The sequence below is a fragment of the Streptomyces sp. NPDC051452 genome, from assembly GCF_044454765.1.
Lineage (GTDB): Bacteria > Actinomycetota > Actinomycetes > Streptomycetales > Streptomycetaceae > Streptomyces.
On sequence record NZ_JBITEB010000002.1, the window covers coordinates 1 to 16,341 of the forward strand.

Consider the following 16,341-nt stretch of genomic DNA (forward strand, 5'->3'; position numbering starts at 1 on the left):
CAGCAGCCGTGCCGCCTGCGCCCGCAGCGCCTCCTCGCCCCGCGCCGACACCGGCCACACCCACGGCGCCGACTCCAGCACCGGCACCGGCACCGGCACCACGTCCGACCCCTCGGCCGGCGCCGGTGCGGGCGCCTGCTCCAGGATCACGTGGGCGTTGGTACCGCTGATACCGAAGGACGACACGGCGGCCCGCCGCACCCGACCCGCATCCGGCCACACCCGCGCCTCGGTGACCAGCTCCACCGCACCCGCCGACCAGTCCACATGCTCCGACGGCTCGCTCACATGCAGCGTCGCCGGCACCACACCGGCCCGCAACGCCATCACCATCTTGATCACACCGCCCACACCGGCAGCCGCCTGCGTATGCCCGATGTTCGACTTCAACGACCCCAGCAGCAACGGCCGGTCCACCGGACGCCCCTGCCCATACGTCTCGATCAACGCCTGCGCCTCGATCGGATCACCCAGCGTCGTCCCCGTACCGTGGCCCTCCACGGCGTCGACGTCCTCGGGGGTGAGGCCCGCGTCGGCGAGCGCCTGGCGAATGACGCGTTCCTGGGCGGGGCCGCTGGGGGCCGTCAGTCCGTTGCTGGCGCCGTCCTGGTTGACCGCGCTGCCCCGGACCACCGCCAGCACCCGGTGGCCCGCGCGGACCGCGTCCGACAGCCGCTCCAGGACCAGCACGCCCGCGCCCTCGCCCCAGCCGGTGCCGTCCGCGTCGGCGGAGAACGCCTTGCAGCGGCCGTCGGGAGCGAGGCCGCGCTGCCGGGAGAACTCCAGGAAGATGGTGGGGGACGGCATCACCGCTGCGCCACCTGCCAGGGCCAGCGAGCACTCGCCGCGCCGCAGCGAGCGGACCGCCATGTCCAGGGCGACCAGCGAGGAGGAGCAGGCCGTGTCGACGGTGACCGCCGGGCCCTCCAGGCCGAGGGTGTAGGCGACCCGGCCGGAGGCGACGCTGGAGGAGCCGCCGGTGACGCCGTAGCCCTCGTACTCCTCGGGCAGCGGGCCGATGCGGGCGGTGTAGTCGTGGTACATCAGGCCGGTGAAGACGCCGGTGGCGCTGCCGCGCAGGCCGGTGGGGTCGATGCCCGCCCGCTCCAGCGCCTCCCAGCTCGTCTCCAGCAGCAACCGCTGCTGCGGATCCATCGCCGTCGCCTCACGCGGCGAGATACCGAAGAAACCCGCGTCGAACTCCGCCGCCGACCGCAAAAACCCACCCTCGCGGACATACGACCTACCCGCCCGACCCGGCTCCGGATCGTACAGACCCTCCAGATCCCAGCCCCTATCCTCCGGAAAACCACCCACCGCGTCCGCACCCGACACCACCAGACGCCACAAGTCCTCCGGCGAACGCACCTCACCGGGGAACCGGCACCCCATCCCCACGATCGCGATCGGCTCACCCTCGCGCTCCTCCCGCTCGCGCAGGCGCTGCCGGGTGAGGTGGAGGTCGGTCGAGACCTTCTTCAGATAGTCGCGGAGTTTGTCCTCGTGAGACATCCGGCCAACGCTCCTCATGAGATGCCGAGTTCGCTTTCGATGAACTTGAAGATTTCGTCGTCGCCCGCCGACTCCAGCTCCGCCAGGACGGCGTCCGGTTCCGGCCCGCGCGGCGTGGACCCCGCGGGCTGCGGCGGCTCGGGGGGCTCGGTGGGGGCGAGCCGGTCGAGCACACGGTCGGCGACCGCGGCCGGGGTCGGGCAGTCGAACAGCAGGGTGGTGGGCAACCGCAGGCCGGTGGCGGCGTTGAGGCGGTTGCGCAGCTCGACCGAGGTGAGCGAGTCGAACCCGAGCTTGGAGAAGGCCCGTTCGGGATCGACGGCGTCGGGGCCGCCGTGGCCGAGCACCAGCGCGGCGCACTGCCGGACCAGGTCGAGGACGGTGTGCCGGCGCGTCTGAGCGTCCAGGCCGCGCAGCCGTTCCGCGAGGCCCGCCGGCCCCTCGGCCGGCGCGGCCGGCTGCCCGGCGTCCCGTTCGGCGCGGCGGGCCGGTGTCCGCACCAGCCCGCGCAGCATCGGCGGGACGCCCCGGTCGGTGGCGGCGGCCCGCAGCGCCGCGATGTCGAGGGCGGCGGGCACGAGCAGGGGATCGTCGCCCGCGAGCGCCGTGTCCAGCAGCCGGAGTCCCTCGGTGGAGGAGAGCGGTGCGACGCCGGAGCGGGACATCCGGGCGAGGTCGGTGTCGGACAGCCCGCCGGTCATGCCGCTGGCCTGCTCCCACAGGCCCCAGGCGAGCGAGACCGCGGGCAGTCCCTCGGCCCGGCGCCGGTGGGCGAGGGCGTCCAGGAAGGCGTTGGCGGCGGCGTAGTTGGCCTGGCCGCCGAGGCCCAGGGTGCCGGCCACGGAGGAGAACAGCACGAACGCCGACAGGTCCGCGTCCCGGGTGAGCCGGTGCAGCTGCCACGCCGCGTCGACCTTCGGGCGCAGGACCCGTGCCAGCGCGTCGGGGGTGAGCGCGGGCACGGTGGCGTCGTCGAGCAGTCCTGCGGCGTGCACGACCGCGGTGAGCGGATGCCGGGGGTCGATGCTCCGCAGCGTGTCCCGCAGCGCCACCGGGTCGGCGGTGTCGCAGGCGACGACTCGGGCCTCGGCCCTCAGTGCGGCCAGTTCGGCGACCAGGTCGCCGGCGCCGGGCGCGGCGGCGCCCCGACGGCTGGTCAGCAGCAGGTGCCGTACGCCGTGCGCGGTGACCAGGTGGCGGGCGACCAGCACGCCCAGGGTGCCCGTGCCGCCGGTGACCAGCACCGTGCCCTCGGGGTCGAGGGGGCGGCGGGCCGGGGCGGCGGAGGGCTCGGCGGGCGTGAGGCGCGGCACGAGGGCCGTGCCGTCGCGCAGGGCGAGCTGCGGTTCGTCGAGGGCGAGCGCGGTGGCCACCGCCCTGGGCAGGTCGGCGGTCGAGGCCCGGTCGGTGTCCAGCAGCAGGCAGCGGCCGGGCGCCTCGGTCTGCACCGTGCGCAGCAGGCCCCACGCGGTGGCCGCCGCGAGCGCGCCGGCCTCGTCCTTCGGGTCCGTGGCGATGGCGCCGGAGGTCACCGCCACCAGCCGGGTCCCGGCCAGCCGCTCGTCCGCGAGCCACTGCTGGACGGTCGCCAGCAGCCGACGGCTCAGGGTGTGGGCGGCCCGGACGGGGTCGGTGTCGTGATCGCTGCCGGTGCCGGTGTCGGTGTCGTCGGTGAGGGTGACGAGCAGCAGCTCGGGTGGGGCGGCGCCCGTGTCGAGGGCCAGGGTGAGGGCGGCCGGGTCGGCGTAGGCGACGGTGTGCGGCAGACGCGGTTCGGTGTCCGCGCGGCCCAGGAGCGCCGCGGTGTCCGTCGGGTACGGTGCCGCGCCGAGCGGTACGGGCGTCCAGTCGACGGTGAACAGGGCGTCGGAGCGGTGCGCGAGGCCGGCCAGGCGCCGCGGGTCGACCGGGCGCATCACCAGGGCGTCGGCGGTGAGGACCGGACGGCCGGCCGGGTCGGCGACCGACACCGACACCGCTCCGTCGGCGGTCGGCGCCAGCCGGACCCGCAGGGTGCCGCCGCCGAGGGCGTGCAGGCGCACTCCGGTCCAGGCGAACGGCAGTGGGGGCCCGCTCGCGGTGTCCGGCTCGGCGGCCGGCAGCAGGCCCACGGCGTGCAGGGCGGCGTCGAGCGCGGCCGGGTGCACGCCGAAGCCGTCGGCCGCCGGTGCCGTGGCGTCCACCGTGACCTCGGCGAACACCTCCTCGCCGCGCCGCCAGGCGGCCGTGAGGCCCTGGAAGGCGGGACCGTACTCGTAGCCCTGGGCGAGCAGGTCGGTGTAGCGGCCGGTGAGGTCGAGGGGGGTCGCGTCGGCGGGTGGCCAGACGGTGGCGTCCGGTGTCGCGGGCGGTGCGGCGGTCAGCCGGCCTTCTGCGTGCCGGGTCCAGGGGCGCGCGGTGGCCTCGCCGGAGGGCTGGGGCCGGGAGTGCACGGAGACCGGTCGGCGGCCCTCCGGGTCCGGGTCGCCCACCAGGACCTGGAGCTGTACCGGGGTGTCGTCGGGGAGCACCAGGGGCGCCTGGAGCACCAGTTCCTCGACGGCAGGCAGCCCGACGGCGGCACCGGCGTGCAGGGCCAGGTCGACGAAGGCGGTGCCGGGCAGCAGCACCGTGCCGAGGACGGCGTGGTCACGCAGCCAGCGGTGTTCCCGCGGCGGGATCCGCCCGGTGAAGACCGCCGGGCCCCCGTCGGCCAGGTCGACGCGGCCGCCGAGGAAGGGGTGTCCGGCCGTCTCCAGGCCGAGGTCGCGCGGGACGGTGGGGCGCCGGGCGGGCGTCAGCCAGTACGGGGTGGACTCGAAGGCGTACGTCGGCAGGTCCACGGGCGCCGGGCGGTGACCCGGGTGCAGGGCGCCGAAGTCGACGGGGCAGCCGCGTACCCATGCCTCGGCGGCCGAGGCGGCGAACCGGCGCGGCCCGCCGTCGTCCCGGCGCAGCGAGCCCACCGCGAGCAGCGGTTCGGCTCCGGTGGCGGCCTCCACCGTCTCCTGGACGCCGGCCGACAGCACGGGGTGCGCGGCGGCCTCCACGAAGCAGCGGTGCCCCTCGGCGGCGAGCAGCCGCACGGTCTCCTCGAAGCGGACGGGGGAGCGCAGGTTGCGGTACCAGTAGGCGGCGTCGAGGGGCTCGTCGGTGACCCGGCGGGCCAGGAGGGTTGAGTAGAAGGGGATGTCGGGCGTGCGCGGGGTGACGGGCGCGAGCTCGGCCAGCACCTCCCGCTCGATCGCCTCGACATGGGCCGAGTGCGAGGCGTAGTCGACGGGGATCAGCCGCGCCCGGACGCCGTCCGCCTGGCACTGCTCCACCAGGGCGGTGACGGCCTCGCGCGGGCCGGAGACGACGGTCAGGCCGGGGCTGTTGTACGCGGCGACGCCCACTCCGCCGCCCACGGCGGCGACGCGGCGCCCGGCCTCGGCGGCGGGCAGGTTCAGCGAGGCCATGGCGCCGTGTCCGGCGAGGCCGCGCGCGATGACCCGACTGCGCAACGCCACCACCCGCGCCGCGTCCCGCAACGACAACGCACCCGCCACACACGCCGCCGCGATCTCACCCTGCGAATGACCCACCACCGCCGCGGGCTCCACACCCCACGACCGCCACACCGCCGCCAGCGACACCATCACCGCGAACGACACCGGCTGCACCACATCCACCCGCTCCAACCCCGGAGCACCCACCCCCTGCCGCAGCACATCCGACAACGACCAGTCCACGAACGGCGCCAACGCCGCCTCACACGCCTCCACCGACCGACGGAACACCGGCACACAGTCGAGGAGCTCACGACCCATCCCCGCCCACTGCGCACCCTGACCGGGGAACACGAACACCACACCGTCACCGGGCTCGGCGGCGACGCTTCCGGTCAGGACCGTGGCGCTCTGTCTGCCCTCCGCCAACGCCCGCAGACCGGACTCCAGTTCGGCGCGGTCGTCGCCCAGGACCACCGCCCGCCGCTCGAACGCCGACCGCGTCACCGCCAGCGCGTGTCCCACGTCCACCGGCGACCACGACTCACCCGCCGCACCCGCCGCCCACCACCCGAGCAACCGGGCCGCCTGCGCCCGCAACCCCTCCTCCGAACGCGCCGACAGCGCCAGCGCGGCGGTGGGGTGGGCGGGTTCCGGGGCGATGGGGGCCGGGGCGGGGTCGGGGGCCTGTTCGAGGATGACGTGGGCGTTGGTGCCGCTGATACCGAAGGAGGAGACGGCGGCCCGGCGGGGGCGGCCGGTGTCGTACCAGGGCCGGGGCTCGGTGACCAGTTCCACCGCGCCCGTCGACCAGTCCACGTGGGGGGTGGGCTCGGCCGCGTGCAGGGTGGGGGGGACCACCGCCGCGCGGACGGCCATCACGGCCTTGATCACTCCGCCGATGCCGGCGGCGGCCTGGGTGTGGCCGATGTTGGACTTCAGGGAGCCCAGCAGCAGCGGCCGGTCGGCGGGCCGTTCGCTGCCGTACGTCGCCAGCAGCGCCTCGGCCTCGATGGGGTCGCCGAGCCGGGTGCCGGTGCCGTGCGCCTCCACCAGGTCGACGTCGGCGGGGGCCAACCCCGCGTCGGCGAGCGCCTGGCGGATGACGCGTTCCTGGGCGAGCCGGTTGGGGGCGCTCAGGCCGTTGCTGGCGCCGTCCTGGTTGACCGCGCTGCCCCGGACGACGGCCAGGACGGGGTGCCCGGCGCGGACGGCGTCCGACAGGCGCTCCAGTACCAGCACGCCGACGCCCTCGCCCCAGGCGGTGCCGTCCGCGTCGGCGGAGAACGCCTTGCAGCGGCCGTCCGGGGCGAGGCCGCGCTGCTGCGCGAACTCCACGAACATGCCCGGCGAGGCCATCACGGCCGCGCCGCCGGCCAGGGCCAGGGACGACTCGCCGGTGCGCAGTGAGCGCAGCGCCAGGTGCAGGGCGACCAGCGAGGAGGAGCAGGCGGTGTCGACGGTGACCGCCGGGCCCTCCAGGCCGAGGGTGTAGGCGATCCGGCCGGAGGCGACGCTGATCGTGTTGCCGGTGAGCAGATGTCCCTCGGTGCCCTGCTCCGGCTCGTACAGCCGCGGGCCGTACTCCTGGGCCATGGCGCCTACGAAGACGCCGGTGCCGGTGCCGCGCAGGCGGGTGGGGTCGATGCCCGCCCGCTCCAGCGCCTCCCAGCTCGTCTCCAGCAGCAACCGCTGCTGCGGATCCATCGCCGTCGCCTCACGCGGCGAGATACCGAAGAAACCCGCGTCGAACTCCGCCGCCGACCGCAAAAACCCACCCTCGCGGACATACGACCTACCCGCCCGACCCGGCTCCGGATCGTACAGACCCTCCAGATCCCAGCCCCTATCCTCCGGAAAACCACCCACCGCGTCCGCACCCGACACCACCAGACGCCACAAGTCCTCCGGCGAACGCACCTCACCGGGGAACCGGCACCCCATCCCCACGATCGCGATCGGCTCACCCTCGCGCTCCTCCCGCTCCTCCCGCTCCTCGGGGTGGGTTGCGGGGGCCGGGACGGTGGAGTCCGGGGCGTCGGTGCCCAGTTCGGCCAGGAGGTGGTCGGCCAGGGCGCGGGGGGTGGGACGTTCGTAGACCACGGTGGTGGGCAGGGCCAGTCCGGTGGCGGCGCGCAGCCGGTCGCGCAGTTCGACCGCGGTGACGGACTCCAGGCCCTGGCTCTTGAAGGGGACGGCGGGTTCGACCGCGTCGGGGCCGTCCAGGCCGAGCACCGCGGCGGCGGCGGACCGGACCAGGCGCAGCAGGCGCCGCCGTTCCTCGGCGGGGTTCGCGGCGGCGCGCCGGGCGGTCGGGGAGGGCTCACCGGCGACGGCCGCGGTGCCGGTGGCGGCGTTCGGGTCGTCGGTGGCGGCCGCCGGACCGTCCGCGCTGTCGCCGGCGACGGCCGTTTCCGGTTCGGGCAGGCCCGCGAGCCAGTGCCGCCGGCGCTGGAAGGGGTAGGTCGGCAGGTCCACGATCCGGCCGCCCGCCAGGTACGGCGAGAGGTCCACCGGCAGGCCGAGGGTGTGGGCCTGGGCGAGGGAGCGCAGCAGCCGGTCGGGGCCGCCGTCGTCCCGGCGCAGCGAACCGGTCACGGCGACCGCGCAGTCGCGCCGTTCGGCGATGTCCTGGACGGCGGAGGTGAGGATCGGGTGGGCGCTGCACTCGACGAACGCGGTGCGGCCGTCGCCGAGCAGTGCCTCGACCGTCTCCTGGAAGCGGACGGTGGAGCGCAGGTTGCGGTACCAGTAGGCGGCGTCGAGGGGCTCGTCGGTGACGCGGCGGGCCAGGAGGGTGGAGTAGAAGGGGATGTCGGGCGTGCGCGGGGTGACGGGCGCGAGCTCGGCCAGCACCTCCCGCTCGATCGCCTCGACATGGGACGAGTGCGAGGCGTAGTCCACGGGGAGGCGGCGCACCCGGACGCCGTCGCCCTCCAGCGCGGCGGCGAGTGCGTCGAGGGTGCCGGGGTCGCCGCCGACGACGGTGGCGGCGGGGCCGTTCACGACCGAGATCTCGGCGCCGGCGTACCGCTCCTCGCGCAGCAGGGCGGCGACCCGGTCGGCCGGGAGGGCTATGGAGGCCATGGCGCCGTGTCCGGCGAGGCCCCGCGCGATGACCCGGCTGCGCAACGCCACCACCCGTGCCGCGTCCCGCAACGACAACGCACCCGCCACACACGCCGCCGCGATCTCACCCTGCGAATGACCCACCACCGCCGCGGGCTCCACACCCCACGACCGCCACACCGCCGCCAGCGACACCATCACCGCGAACGACACCGGCTGCACCACATCCACCCGCTCCAACCCCGGAGCACCCACCCCCTGCCGCAGCACATCCGACAACGACCAGTCCACGAACGGCGCCAACGCCGCCTCACACGCCTCCACCGACCGACGGAACACCGGCACACGATCGAGCAGCTCACGACCCATCCCCGCCCACTGCGCACCCTGACCCGGGAACACGAACACCACACCGGTGTCCGCACCGGCGACCGTGCGGCCACGGACCACGGCGGCCGAGTCGTCACCATCGGCCAACGCCCGCAGACCGGACTCCAGTTCGGCGCGGTCGTCGCCCAGGACCACCGCCCGCCGCTCGAACGCCGACCGCGTCACCGCCAGCGCGTGCCCCACGTCCACCGGCGACCACGACTCACCCGCCGCCCACCACCCGAGCAACCGGGCCGCCTGCGCCCGCAACCCCTCCTCCGAACGCGCCGACAGCATCAGCGGGACGGTGCCCGGCGCCTGGGGTGCCGGGGCGGCGGGCTCGGTGGCGGGGGCCTCGGACAGGATCAGATGGCAGTTGGTGCCGCCCATGCCGAAGGAGCTGACTCCCGCGTGGCGGAGCCGGTCCGGTCGGGCCGGCCAGGGCACGAGGGCGGTGGGGACGGTCAGGCCGAGCCGGTCCAGTGGGATGTCGGGGTGCGCGGTGCGGTGGTGGAGGGTGGCCGGGAGGCTGCCGTGGCTCAGGCACAGCGCCGCCTTGACCAGGCCGACGATGCCCGCCGCGCCCTCCAGGTGTCCCACGTTGGTCTTCGCGGAGCCCACGGCGAGCGGGCCCGCGCTCCCCCGGTCGGCGCCGAGGACCGCGCCCAGTGCGGCGGCCTCGATCGGGTCGCCGACGGGGGTGCCGGTGCCGTGCAGCTCGACGTAGCCGATGTCCTCGGGGGCCAGGTCCGCGCGGCGCAGGGCGGCCCGGATCACGTCCTCCTGGGCGGCCTGCTCGGGTGCGGTGAGGCTCGCGCCGCCGCCGTCGTTGTTGACGGCGCCGGCGCGGATGACACAGTGCACGCGGTCGCCGTCGGCCAGGGCGTCGGCCAGCCGCTTGAGGACGACGACGGCGCCGCCCTCGCCCCGGACGTAGCCGTTGGCGCGGGCGTCGAAGGTGTGGCAGCGCCCGTCCGGTGACAGGGCGCCCATGCGCTCCATGGCGAGGGTGCTCTCCTCGGCCAGGATCAGGTTGACACCGGCGGCGACGGCGAGGGTGGACTCACCGCGCCGCAGGCTCTCGCAGGCCAGGTGCACCGCCACCAGCGAGGAGGACTGGGCGCAGTCGACGGTCAGGCTCGGACCGCGCAGGCCCAGGAGATAGGAGACACGGTTGGCGACCATGGCGCGGTGCAGCCCGGTGGTGGTGAGACCGGAGGCGGCGGCGGGGCCGCCGCGGCGCACCAGGGTGGCGTAGTCGTCGTTGATGATCCCGGCGAAGACTCCGGTGCGGGTGGTGGCGAGGGCGGCCGGGACGATCCGGGCCTCCTCCAGCGCCTCCCAGGTGAGTTCGAGCATCAGCCGCTGCTGCGGGTCCATCGCGGCGGCCTCGCGCGGGGAGATGCCGAAGAAGGCCGCGTCGAAGGCGTCCTTGTCCGCGACGCGACCGGCCCGGCGCCCGGTGCGCTCGTCCCGGGTGACCGCGTTCGTGCCGCTCGCCAACAGGTCCCAGAACTGGCGCGGGGACGCGGCGCCCGCGACCCGGCAGGCCATGCCCACGACGGCGACGGCCTCGTCGCCGGTGCCGTGCTCGGGGCTCACGGTCCCCTCGTGTGTACGCATCTGAACTCGTGTCCCCTTGGCTGTCGTGGGCTCGGCCGCCGTCGTGGCTGTGGCCGCTGTCGTGCACCGGTTTGGCCGTGCGCCGGTGTGTCGTGCACCGGTTGGCCGTGCGCCGGTCTGGTGTGGGGGGTGTCGGGAGGGGCCGGGGTCAGCCGGCCAGGACCGCCTTCAGGACCGTCTGGTCGGCCACCGCGCGCAGGGCCGCCTCGTGCTCGGCCAGCGGGAAGGAGGTGACCAGGCCGCGCAGGTCGAAGCGGGCGGTGAGGGCCGGCAGCAGCCGTACGTACTCGGTGAGATGGGCCCCGGTGAACGCCCAGGACCCGACGACGTCCAGCTGCCGGTACACGATCTGGTGGGGGTTGAGCGGGGTGTCCCCGGCGTCCGTGTACTGGCCGATGATCAGGTACGAGCCGCCGCGCCGGGCGAGGGTCAGTCCCTGGGCGACCGCCGCGGGCACGCCCGCGCACTCGATCACCAGGTCGGCGCCCCGGCCACCGGTCTCCGCGCGTACTCGGTCCAGCGCGGCCTCGACGCCGCCCGGCCCGGTGATGTCGACGTGCACGTCACCGATTCCGGCCTTGGCGGCGAGGTCGAGCCGGCCGGCCGGCCCCCCGACCACGACGACCTTCGCCGCGCCCGCCAGCTGGGCGAGCGCCGCGGCGGCCAGGCCGACGGGGCCGGCGCCCTGGACGACCACGGTCTCCCCGACGCGCACCGGGCGCCGTTCGTACAGGGCGTGCACGACGGTCGGGCCGGCGCAGGCGAAGGCCATCGCCGCGAGCGGGTCGACGCCGTCGTCGAGCCGCACCACGGTGGCGCCCTCGTGCAGCACGATGGCCTCGGCCCAGGCGCCGGCAAGTTCAAAGCCGTCGGCGAGGGCCCGGTTGACGCCGTAGGTGCGCCGGTTCTCGCACAGGGTCGGCTCGCGGTGCAGCCGGCAGGGCACGCAGGTGCCGCAGGCGATGGAGGAGGCCCACATCACCGTGTCGCCGGTGCGCAGTTCGGTGCCGGCCGCGTCCCGGGCGGGGGTGCCGGGTCCGAACTCCGTGACGGTGCCGAGTCCTTCGTGGCCCAGGACCAGGGGGGTGGGGATGGCCAGGTGGCCCTGCTGGAGGTGGAGGTCGGTGCCGCAGATCCCGCCGTACCGGCAGGTGACGACCAGGCCGCCGGCGGGGGCCGCGGGCACGTCGAACTCCCGCAGGACCAGCGGCTCCCGGAACCGTTCGAGGACGACGGCGCGGGCTCGTTTCCCGGTGGGGCTCATACGAGGGCCCCTTCGAGCGCGTCGAGGAAGGTGGTCCGCAGCGGGCGCAGCGGTTCGGTGTCGCGGCCCACCACGTAGTCGGGGCGCGGTTCGCCGGACCAGCTGGGCAGGTTGGCGGTGTCGTTGTAGGTCAGGATGGCGAGCCGGCGCGGGAACGGTGACATGTTGGGCGCGGAGCCGTGCACGATCTCGGAGGAGAACAGCACCACCGAGCCGGCCGGTCCCTTCGGGCTGACCATGCCGCGCTCGGCGACCAGTGCGGAGAGCTGTTCGGTGGTGAGCGCGATGTCGTCGGGGTCGAGGTGCTGCTCGGTCCGGGTGGCGCGGCGGCTGTCGTTGACGAGGCCGGAGCGGTGCGAGCCGGGCAGGAAGATGACGGGGCCGTTGAACTCGTCGACGTCGTCGAGGAAGAGGGCGACGTTGACCTGGCTGGGGGCGGGCAGGTTGTCGGCGATGCGCCAGGCGACGTAGTCCTGGTGCCAGGCCCACTTCTCGCCGCCGAAGCCCGGCTTGGCGTTGATCTTGAACTGGTAGACGTACACGTCGTCGGTGAGGAGCTGCCGCACCGGCTGGAGCAGCCGCGGGTCGCGCACCAGGCCGGCGTACTCCGGCTGGCGCTGGTGGGAGGCGTAGACGGCGCGGACCCGCTCGCCGTCCTCCTCGACCACCCGCTGCGGGCCGGGGAGGGCGGCGTCCCGCTCGTAGGCGTCGCCGAGCAGGGTGGCCTCGTCGGTGGACAGGAGGGAGTCCAGCAGCAGGAATCCGTCCTCGTGATAACGGTCGATCTGTTCCTGGGTCAAGCGCATGGGAATCCTCTCCGGACATACCGGAAGTGTGTGGGGAATGAGCGTCGGCAAGGGCCGGGAATCGCGGCGGGCGGGGCGGGGTCGGGCCCTTTGGGCCGGGCCCCGCTATCCCATGAAGTTGCCGCCGTCGACGACGATCTGCTGGCCGGTGACATAACCGCTTTTGGCGGTCACCAGGAATTCCAGGGCATCGGCGACTTCCTGGGCCGTTCCGATGCGCCGGGCGGGGATCGTGCGCAGGACGTCCGCGCGGCGGGCGGGGTCGTCGAGCCGGTAGCGCTCCACGACCTCGGGGGTGTCGGTGAAGCCGGGGAGCAGGGCGTTGACCCGGATGTCCGGGGCCAGTTCCAGCGCCAGGCACTTGGTCAGCTGCAGCAGTCCGGCCTTGGCGGCGCAGTAGTTCGCGCCGCCCGTCCTCGGCCGGATCGCGGTGGTGGCGCCGATGTTGACGATCGTGCCGCCGCCGGCCGCCCGCATCGCCGGGGCCAGCGCCCGGGTGAGCCGGAAGGGGCCGGACAGGTTGACCGCGAGGACCTCGTCCCAGTCCTCGTCGTCGAGGTCGAGGAAGGGCCGGTCGCGGTTGACGCCCGCGTTGTTGACGAGCACGCTCGGGGCGCCGCCCGCGGCGAGGATGCGGGCGCAGCCCTCCCGCACCCGCTCGGGCCGGGCCACGTCCAGACGTACGGGTTCGATCCGCCCGCCACCGGCGGCCGCCGCCCGGTCGGCGGCGGCCTTGTCCCCGCGGTAGAGGGCGTAGACGTGGTGGCCGAGGTCGGCGAGGCGCAGGCTCAGGGCGAGTCCGATGCCCCGGGTGCCCCCGCTGACCACCGCTGTGCGTGGTGCCATGGCGTCAGGACCAGTAGCTCAGGGTGCCGTCGGCGGTGACGCCGAGGAAGAACGACAGGGCGACCCGGCGGCCGGGGCCCTCGTTGCCGCGCACCGCGTGGTAGTTGCGCGGGTCGAAGAACACCGCGTCGCCGGCGCCCGGGGTGACCACGACGCTCGGCTCCGTCCGGGCCAGTTCCTCCGCGTAGCCGTAGCCGTCGCGGTGGGCCTCGTCGCCCGGCAGCCAGCGGCGGCGGAAGATCTCGGTGGAGCCTCCCGCCTCGGGCACCGACAGGTACCAGTTGAAGCCGAGCTGGGTGATGACCGGCTCGTCCAGGGTGCCGGGCATCTCGCGGCCGATCTCGTCCCAGTGCATCTTCATGCCGCCGTTGGTCTCGCGGATCATCCCCGCGTACATGGCGCGGCCGTCGGCGGTGGCGGGCCGCATCCGGCCGCCCCAGGCGCGGCGGACCCGGTCCACGGCCAGGGTCAGCGGGTCGGTGCCGTCGAGGAGGGTGGAGCGGTGGCGGGCGGACTCCTCGGCGTCGCGCCAGTAGGCGTCGCCCAGCCCGTGCGCGTCGTAGTGGTCGTAGGCGGCCGGTCCCAGCTTGGGGATGCGCGGGACGACGATCTCCTCGTCGTAGGAGCCCATGGGGCAGGTGTCGAGGCCGCGCAGTACGCTCGCGCATTCCCCGGCGGTGCCGAAGTTCCGGACGACGACGGCGCCCAGGGTGCCGGCGGCGAGCCGGACGAGGTGGTCGCGCGTCAGTTTCTCGGGCGATTGAACGGTTTCCACGTCGAAGAGGACGTAGATGGGGGTCTGGTTACTGCTGACGTTTTCCCGCGCTGGGGCGGTGGCTGTTCCCACGTCTTCTCCAGTTGATTGCAAAAGGAACAGGGTTTTTCTCGTCGAGGCGCCGTCTTGTTCTTCGTTGAATCGACGGTACGAGGGGGCCGTCGGGGGTCCACACCCCTATCCGTCCCCTAACCCCCGAGCAGGGCGTCCACGTGCGCGGTGACGGTACTGAGCACAGCGGCCCGCCCGTCGCCGAGGTAGAAGTGGCCGCCGGGGAAGACTCGCAGCGCGAAGTCCGCGGTGGTGTGCTCGCGCCAGGCCGCCGCCTGCTCGGGGGTGACGCGCGGGTCGCTGTCGCCCAGGAGGGCGACCACCGGGCAGCGCACGACGGCCCCGGCCTCGGGGGTGTAGGTCTCCACGGCGGTGAAGTCGGCCCGGACGGCGGGCAGGACCAGCTGGGCCAGCTCGGGGTCGTCCAGGACGCTCGTGTCGGTGCCGCCGAGCCGGCCCAGCTCCGTGATCAGGGCGGCGTCGGACAGCCGGTGGATGCCGTCGTCGCGGCTGAGGGCCGGTGCCCGGCGGCCGGAGGCGAGGAACAGGTCGGGCGGGCGGGACGCGCCGGCGCGCTCCAGGTGCCGGATGGTCTCGAAGCCCACGACGGCGCCCATGCTGTGCCCGAAGAACACCAGCGGCCGGTCCGCGGGCACGGCCGCCGCCAGCTCCGCCGCGAGGGCGCCTGCGAGCGCGCCGACGTCGGTCAGACACGGTTCGCGGTGCCGGTCCTGACGGCCCGGGTACTGCACGGCGAGCACGTCGTAGCGGGCCGACAGGGCCTCGGACCAGGTGTAGTAGAAGCTGGCGGAGCCGCCCGCGTGCGGGAGGCAGACCAGGGTGGCCTCGGCCCGGGCCGGCCGGCCGTGGTAGCGGCGCAGCCAGGGCCCGGGGTGGTCCAGCGGCAGGGTGCGCCCGGCGGCGGGCAGTCCGGCGTCGATCACGAGGTGACGAGGTCGCCGCGCAGCAGCGAGGCGCCGGCCGGGACCTCGGCCGGGTCGGAGCCCTGGTGGATCGCCCGGTTGCCGCGGTCCACGAACACCACGTTGGGCTTCAGTTCGCGGGCCTCGGCGTCGGTGACGGTGGCGTAGGCGATGACGATGACCAGGTCGCCGGGGCTGATCAGCCGGGCGGCGGCCCCGTTGATGCCGAGGACGCCGGTACCGCGCGGGCCCTCGATGACGTACGTCGACAGCCGGTTGCCGTTGTCGATGTCGACGATGTCGACCTTCTCGCCGGGCAGCAGGTCGGCGGCGTCCATGAGGTCGGCGTCGATGGTGACGGAGCCGACGTAGTGCAGGTCGGCCTGGGTCACCGTGGCGCGATGGATCTTGGACTTGAACATGGTCCGGTACATCGGGTTCGTCTCCTTGTGTCCTTGTGTCCGGGTGTCCGGGATGGTCGGGCGGGGGTGCGGGCGCGGTTCAGGCGGCGTCCATGCGGCGGCGCAGGCTCGCGGGGCGCAGGTCGCTCCAGTCGGCGGCGATACGGGTCAGGCACTCGTCGCGGCTGCCGGTGAAGCCGAGCGTGCGCCAGCCCGCGGGGGGCGTGCTGTCGGCCGGCCAGACGGAGTACTGGTCCTCGTCGTTGACGACGACCGCCCAGCCGGTGCGGACGGCGCTCATCGGGCGTCACCGCCCGGCTTGGTGCCGGAGAACATGAAGAACACCAGCATCATGGAGGCGTCGGGCCGGGCCACGAACTCGTCCATGGCGTCCGCGACGATCTCGCAGGGCCGCTCGGCCGCCGGGTTGACCGCGACCATGGCGTGGGTGCGGGAGCGGATGTCCAGCTGCGGGGCCAGGACGTCCATGCCGACCTCCTCGCTGGAGATGGCGACGGCCTCGACCTTGATGTCGGTGAAGCCCGCCGCCCGCATCAGCTGGCCGAGCTCCCGGCCGATCAGCCGGTTGCCACCCCGGCTCGCCTGCAGGGCGATGCGCAGCCGGACGACCTCGTCGAACTCGGGCAGGTCGGGCTGCGGGTGCAGCAGCCCCCACAGGGCGTCGTCGACGTCGACGACGACGAGCCTGCCGCCGGGCCGCAGCACGCGGTGCGCCTCGGCGAGCGCGTCCGGGGTGCCGGGGACGTGCTGGAGGACCAGCCGGGCGTGCGCGAGGTCGAAGGAGTCGTCGGGCAGTCCGCTGTCCAGGACCGAGCCCTGGACCAGCTTGAGCTGGCCGGGGTGGGCCGGGGTGAGGTGGCCGCGGGCGTGCTCGATCAGGTCCTCGTTCAGCTCCAGGCAGGTCACGGAGCCCCGCGGCACCTCTTCGAGGAGGCGCTCGGTGATGTAGCCGGGGCCGGAGCCGATCTCCAGGACGTCGGCGTCGTCGGTGAGGCCGAACTCGCGCAGGATGCGGGCCTCCTTGTTCCAGGAGGCGGCGACCTGCTGGCGCAGCCGGTGGATCTCGTTCTGCGGGGCGTGGTGCTCGCCGGGCTGGTAGTAGGAGGACGGGCGCTCCGGGTCCGCGCCGGGGGTCTCGGAGAGGGCGGCGTCGGAGGGCGGGGTCACGGTGGTCATGGGTCTTCTTTCCGGTACGGAGGGTGGGTGGTCTG

The 16,341-nt window shown here is 74.6% G+C and carries 10 protein-coding genes; all 10 read right to left on the reverse strand.

Annotated elements, in window-relative coordinates; all coding sequences use genetic code 11:
• Positions 1-1,512: type I polyketide synthase (locus ACIBA9_RS05415; protein ID WP_399360028.1), on the reverse strand; the 1,512-nt coding region annotated here is incomplete at its 3' end.
• A 14-nt stretch (positions 1,513-1,526) separates the two neighbouring features.
• A complete protein-coding gene (locus ACIBA9_RS05420) occupies positions 1,527-10,043 on the reverse strand; it encodes a type I polyketide synthase (protein ID WP_399360029.1) in 8,517 nt (2,838 codons plus the stop codon).
• A 148-nt stretch (positions 10,044-10,191) separates the two neighbouring features.
• Entirely contained in the window at positions 10,192-11,307 is a 1,116-nt protein-coding gene (locus ACIBA9_RS05425) for a zinc-binding dehydrogenase (protein ID WP_399360030.1), read from the reverse strand.
• A complete protein-coding gene (locus ACIBA9_RS05430; RefSeq protein ID WP_362157999.1) occupies positions 11,304-12,113 on the reverse strand; it encodes a phytanoyl-CoA dioxygenase family protein in 810 nt (269 codons plus the stop codon). The genes ACIBA9_RS05425 and ACIBA9_RS05430 overlap by 4 nt, the downstream gene beginning before the upstream one ends.
• A 105-nt stretch (positions 12,114-12,218) precedes the next feature.
• Entirely contained in the window at positions 12,219-12,959 is a 741-nt protein-coding gene (locus ACIBA9_RS05435; RefSeq protein WP_362158002.1) for an SDR family oxidoreductase, read from the reverse strand.
• 4 nt (positions 12,960-12,963) lie between these two features.
• Positions 12,964-13,806 carry a proline hydroxylase gene (locus ACIBA9_RS05440; RefSeq protein ID WP_399360031.1) on the reverse strand — a complete coding sequence of 281 codons (843 nt, stop codon included), beginning with the start codon at positions 13,804-13,806 and terminating at the stop codon, positions 12,964-12,966.
• A gap of 116 nt (positions 13,807-13,922) precedes the next feature.
• Positions 13,923-14,729 carry a thioesterase II family protein gene (locus tag ACIBA9_RS05445; protein ID WP_399360032.1) on the reverse strand — a complete coding sequence of 269 codons (807 nt, stop codon included), beginning with the start codon at positions 14,727-14,729 and terminating at the stop codon, positions 13,923-13,925.
• Positions 14,726-15,142, reverse strand: a complete 417-nt coding sequence (gene panD / locus ACIBA9_RS05450; protein ID WP_362158010.1) for an aspartate 1-decarboxylase — start codon at positions 15,140-15,142, stop codon at positions 14,726-14,728. Before panD ends, ACIBA9_RS05445 begins: the two co-directional genes overlap by 4 nt.
• Positions 15,143-15,209: 67 nt before the next feature.
• Complete coding sequence (locus tag ACIBA9_RS05455; RefSeq protein WP_362158013.1) at positions 15,210-15,410, reverse strand: MbtH family NRPS accessory protein; 201 nt, start codon at positions 15,408-15,410, stop codon at positions 15,210-15,212.
• Complete coding sequence (locus ACIBA9_RS05460; RefSeq protein ID WP_362158016.1) at positions 15,407-16,306, reverse strand: methyltransferase domain-containing protein; 900 nt, start codon at positions 16,304-16,306, stop codon at positions 15,407-15,409. The genes ACIBA9_RS05455 and ACIBA9_RS05460 overlap by 4 nt, the downstream gene beginning before the upstream one ends.
• Positions 16,307-16,341 lie beyond the last annotated feature (35 nt).

Coding starts and splice junctions, on each gene's coding strand:
- panD (WP_362158010.1), bottom strand. CDS start 15,142: ATGTACCGGACCATGTTCAAGTCCAAGATCCATCGCGCCACGGTGACC.
- ACIBA9_RS05455 (WP_362158013.1), bottom strand. CDS start 15,410: ATGAGCGCCGTCCGCACCGGCTGGGCGGTCGTCGTCAACGACGAGGAC.
- ACIBA9_RS05430 (WP_362157999.1), bottom strand. CDS start 12,113: ATGCGCTTGACCCAGGAACAGATCGACCGTTATCACGAGGACGGATTC.
- ACIBA9_RS05420 (WP_399360029.1), bottom strand. CDS start 10,043: ATGCGTACACACGAGGGGACCGTGAGCCCCGAGCACGGCACCGGCGAC.
- ACIBA9_RS05435 (WP_362158002.1), bottom strand. CDS start 12,959: ATGGCACCACGCACAGCGGTGGTCAGCGGGGGCACCCGGGGCATCGGA.
- ACIBA9_RS05460 (WP_362158016.1), bottom strand. CDS start 16,306: ATGACCACCGTGACCCCGCCCTCCGACGCCGCCCTCTCCGAGACCCCC.
- ACIBA9_RS05425 (WP_399360030.1), bottom strand. CDS start 11,307: ATGAGCCCCACCGGGAAACGAGCCCGCGCCGTCGTCCTCGAACGGTTC.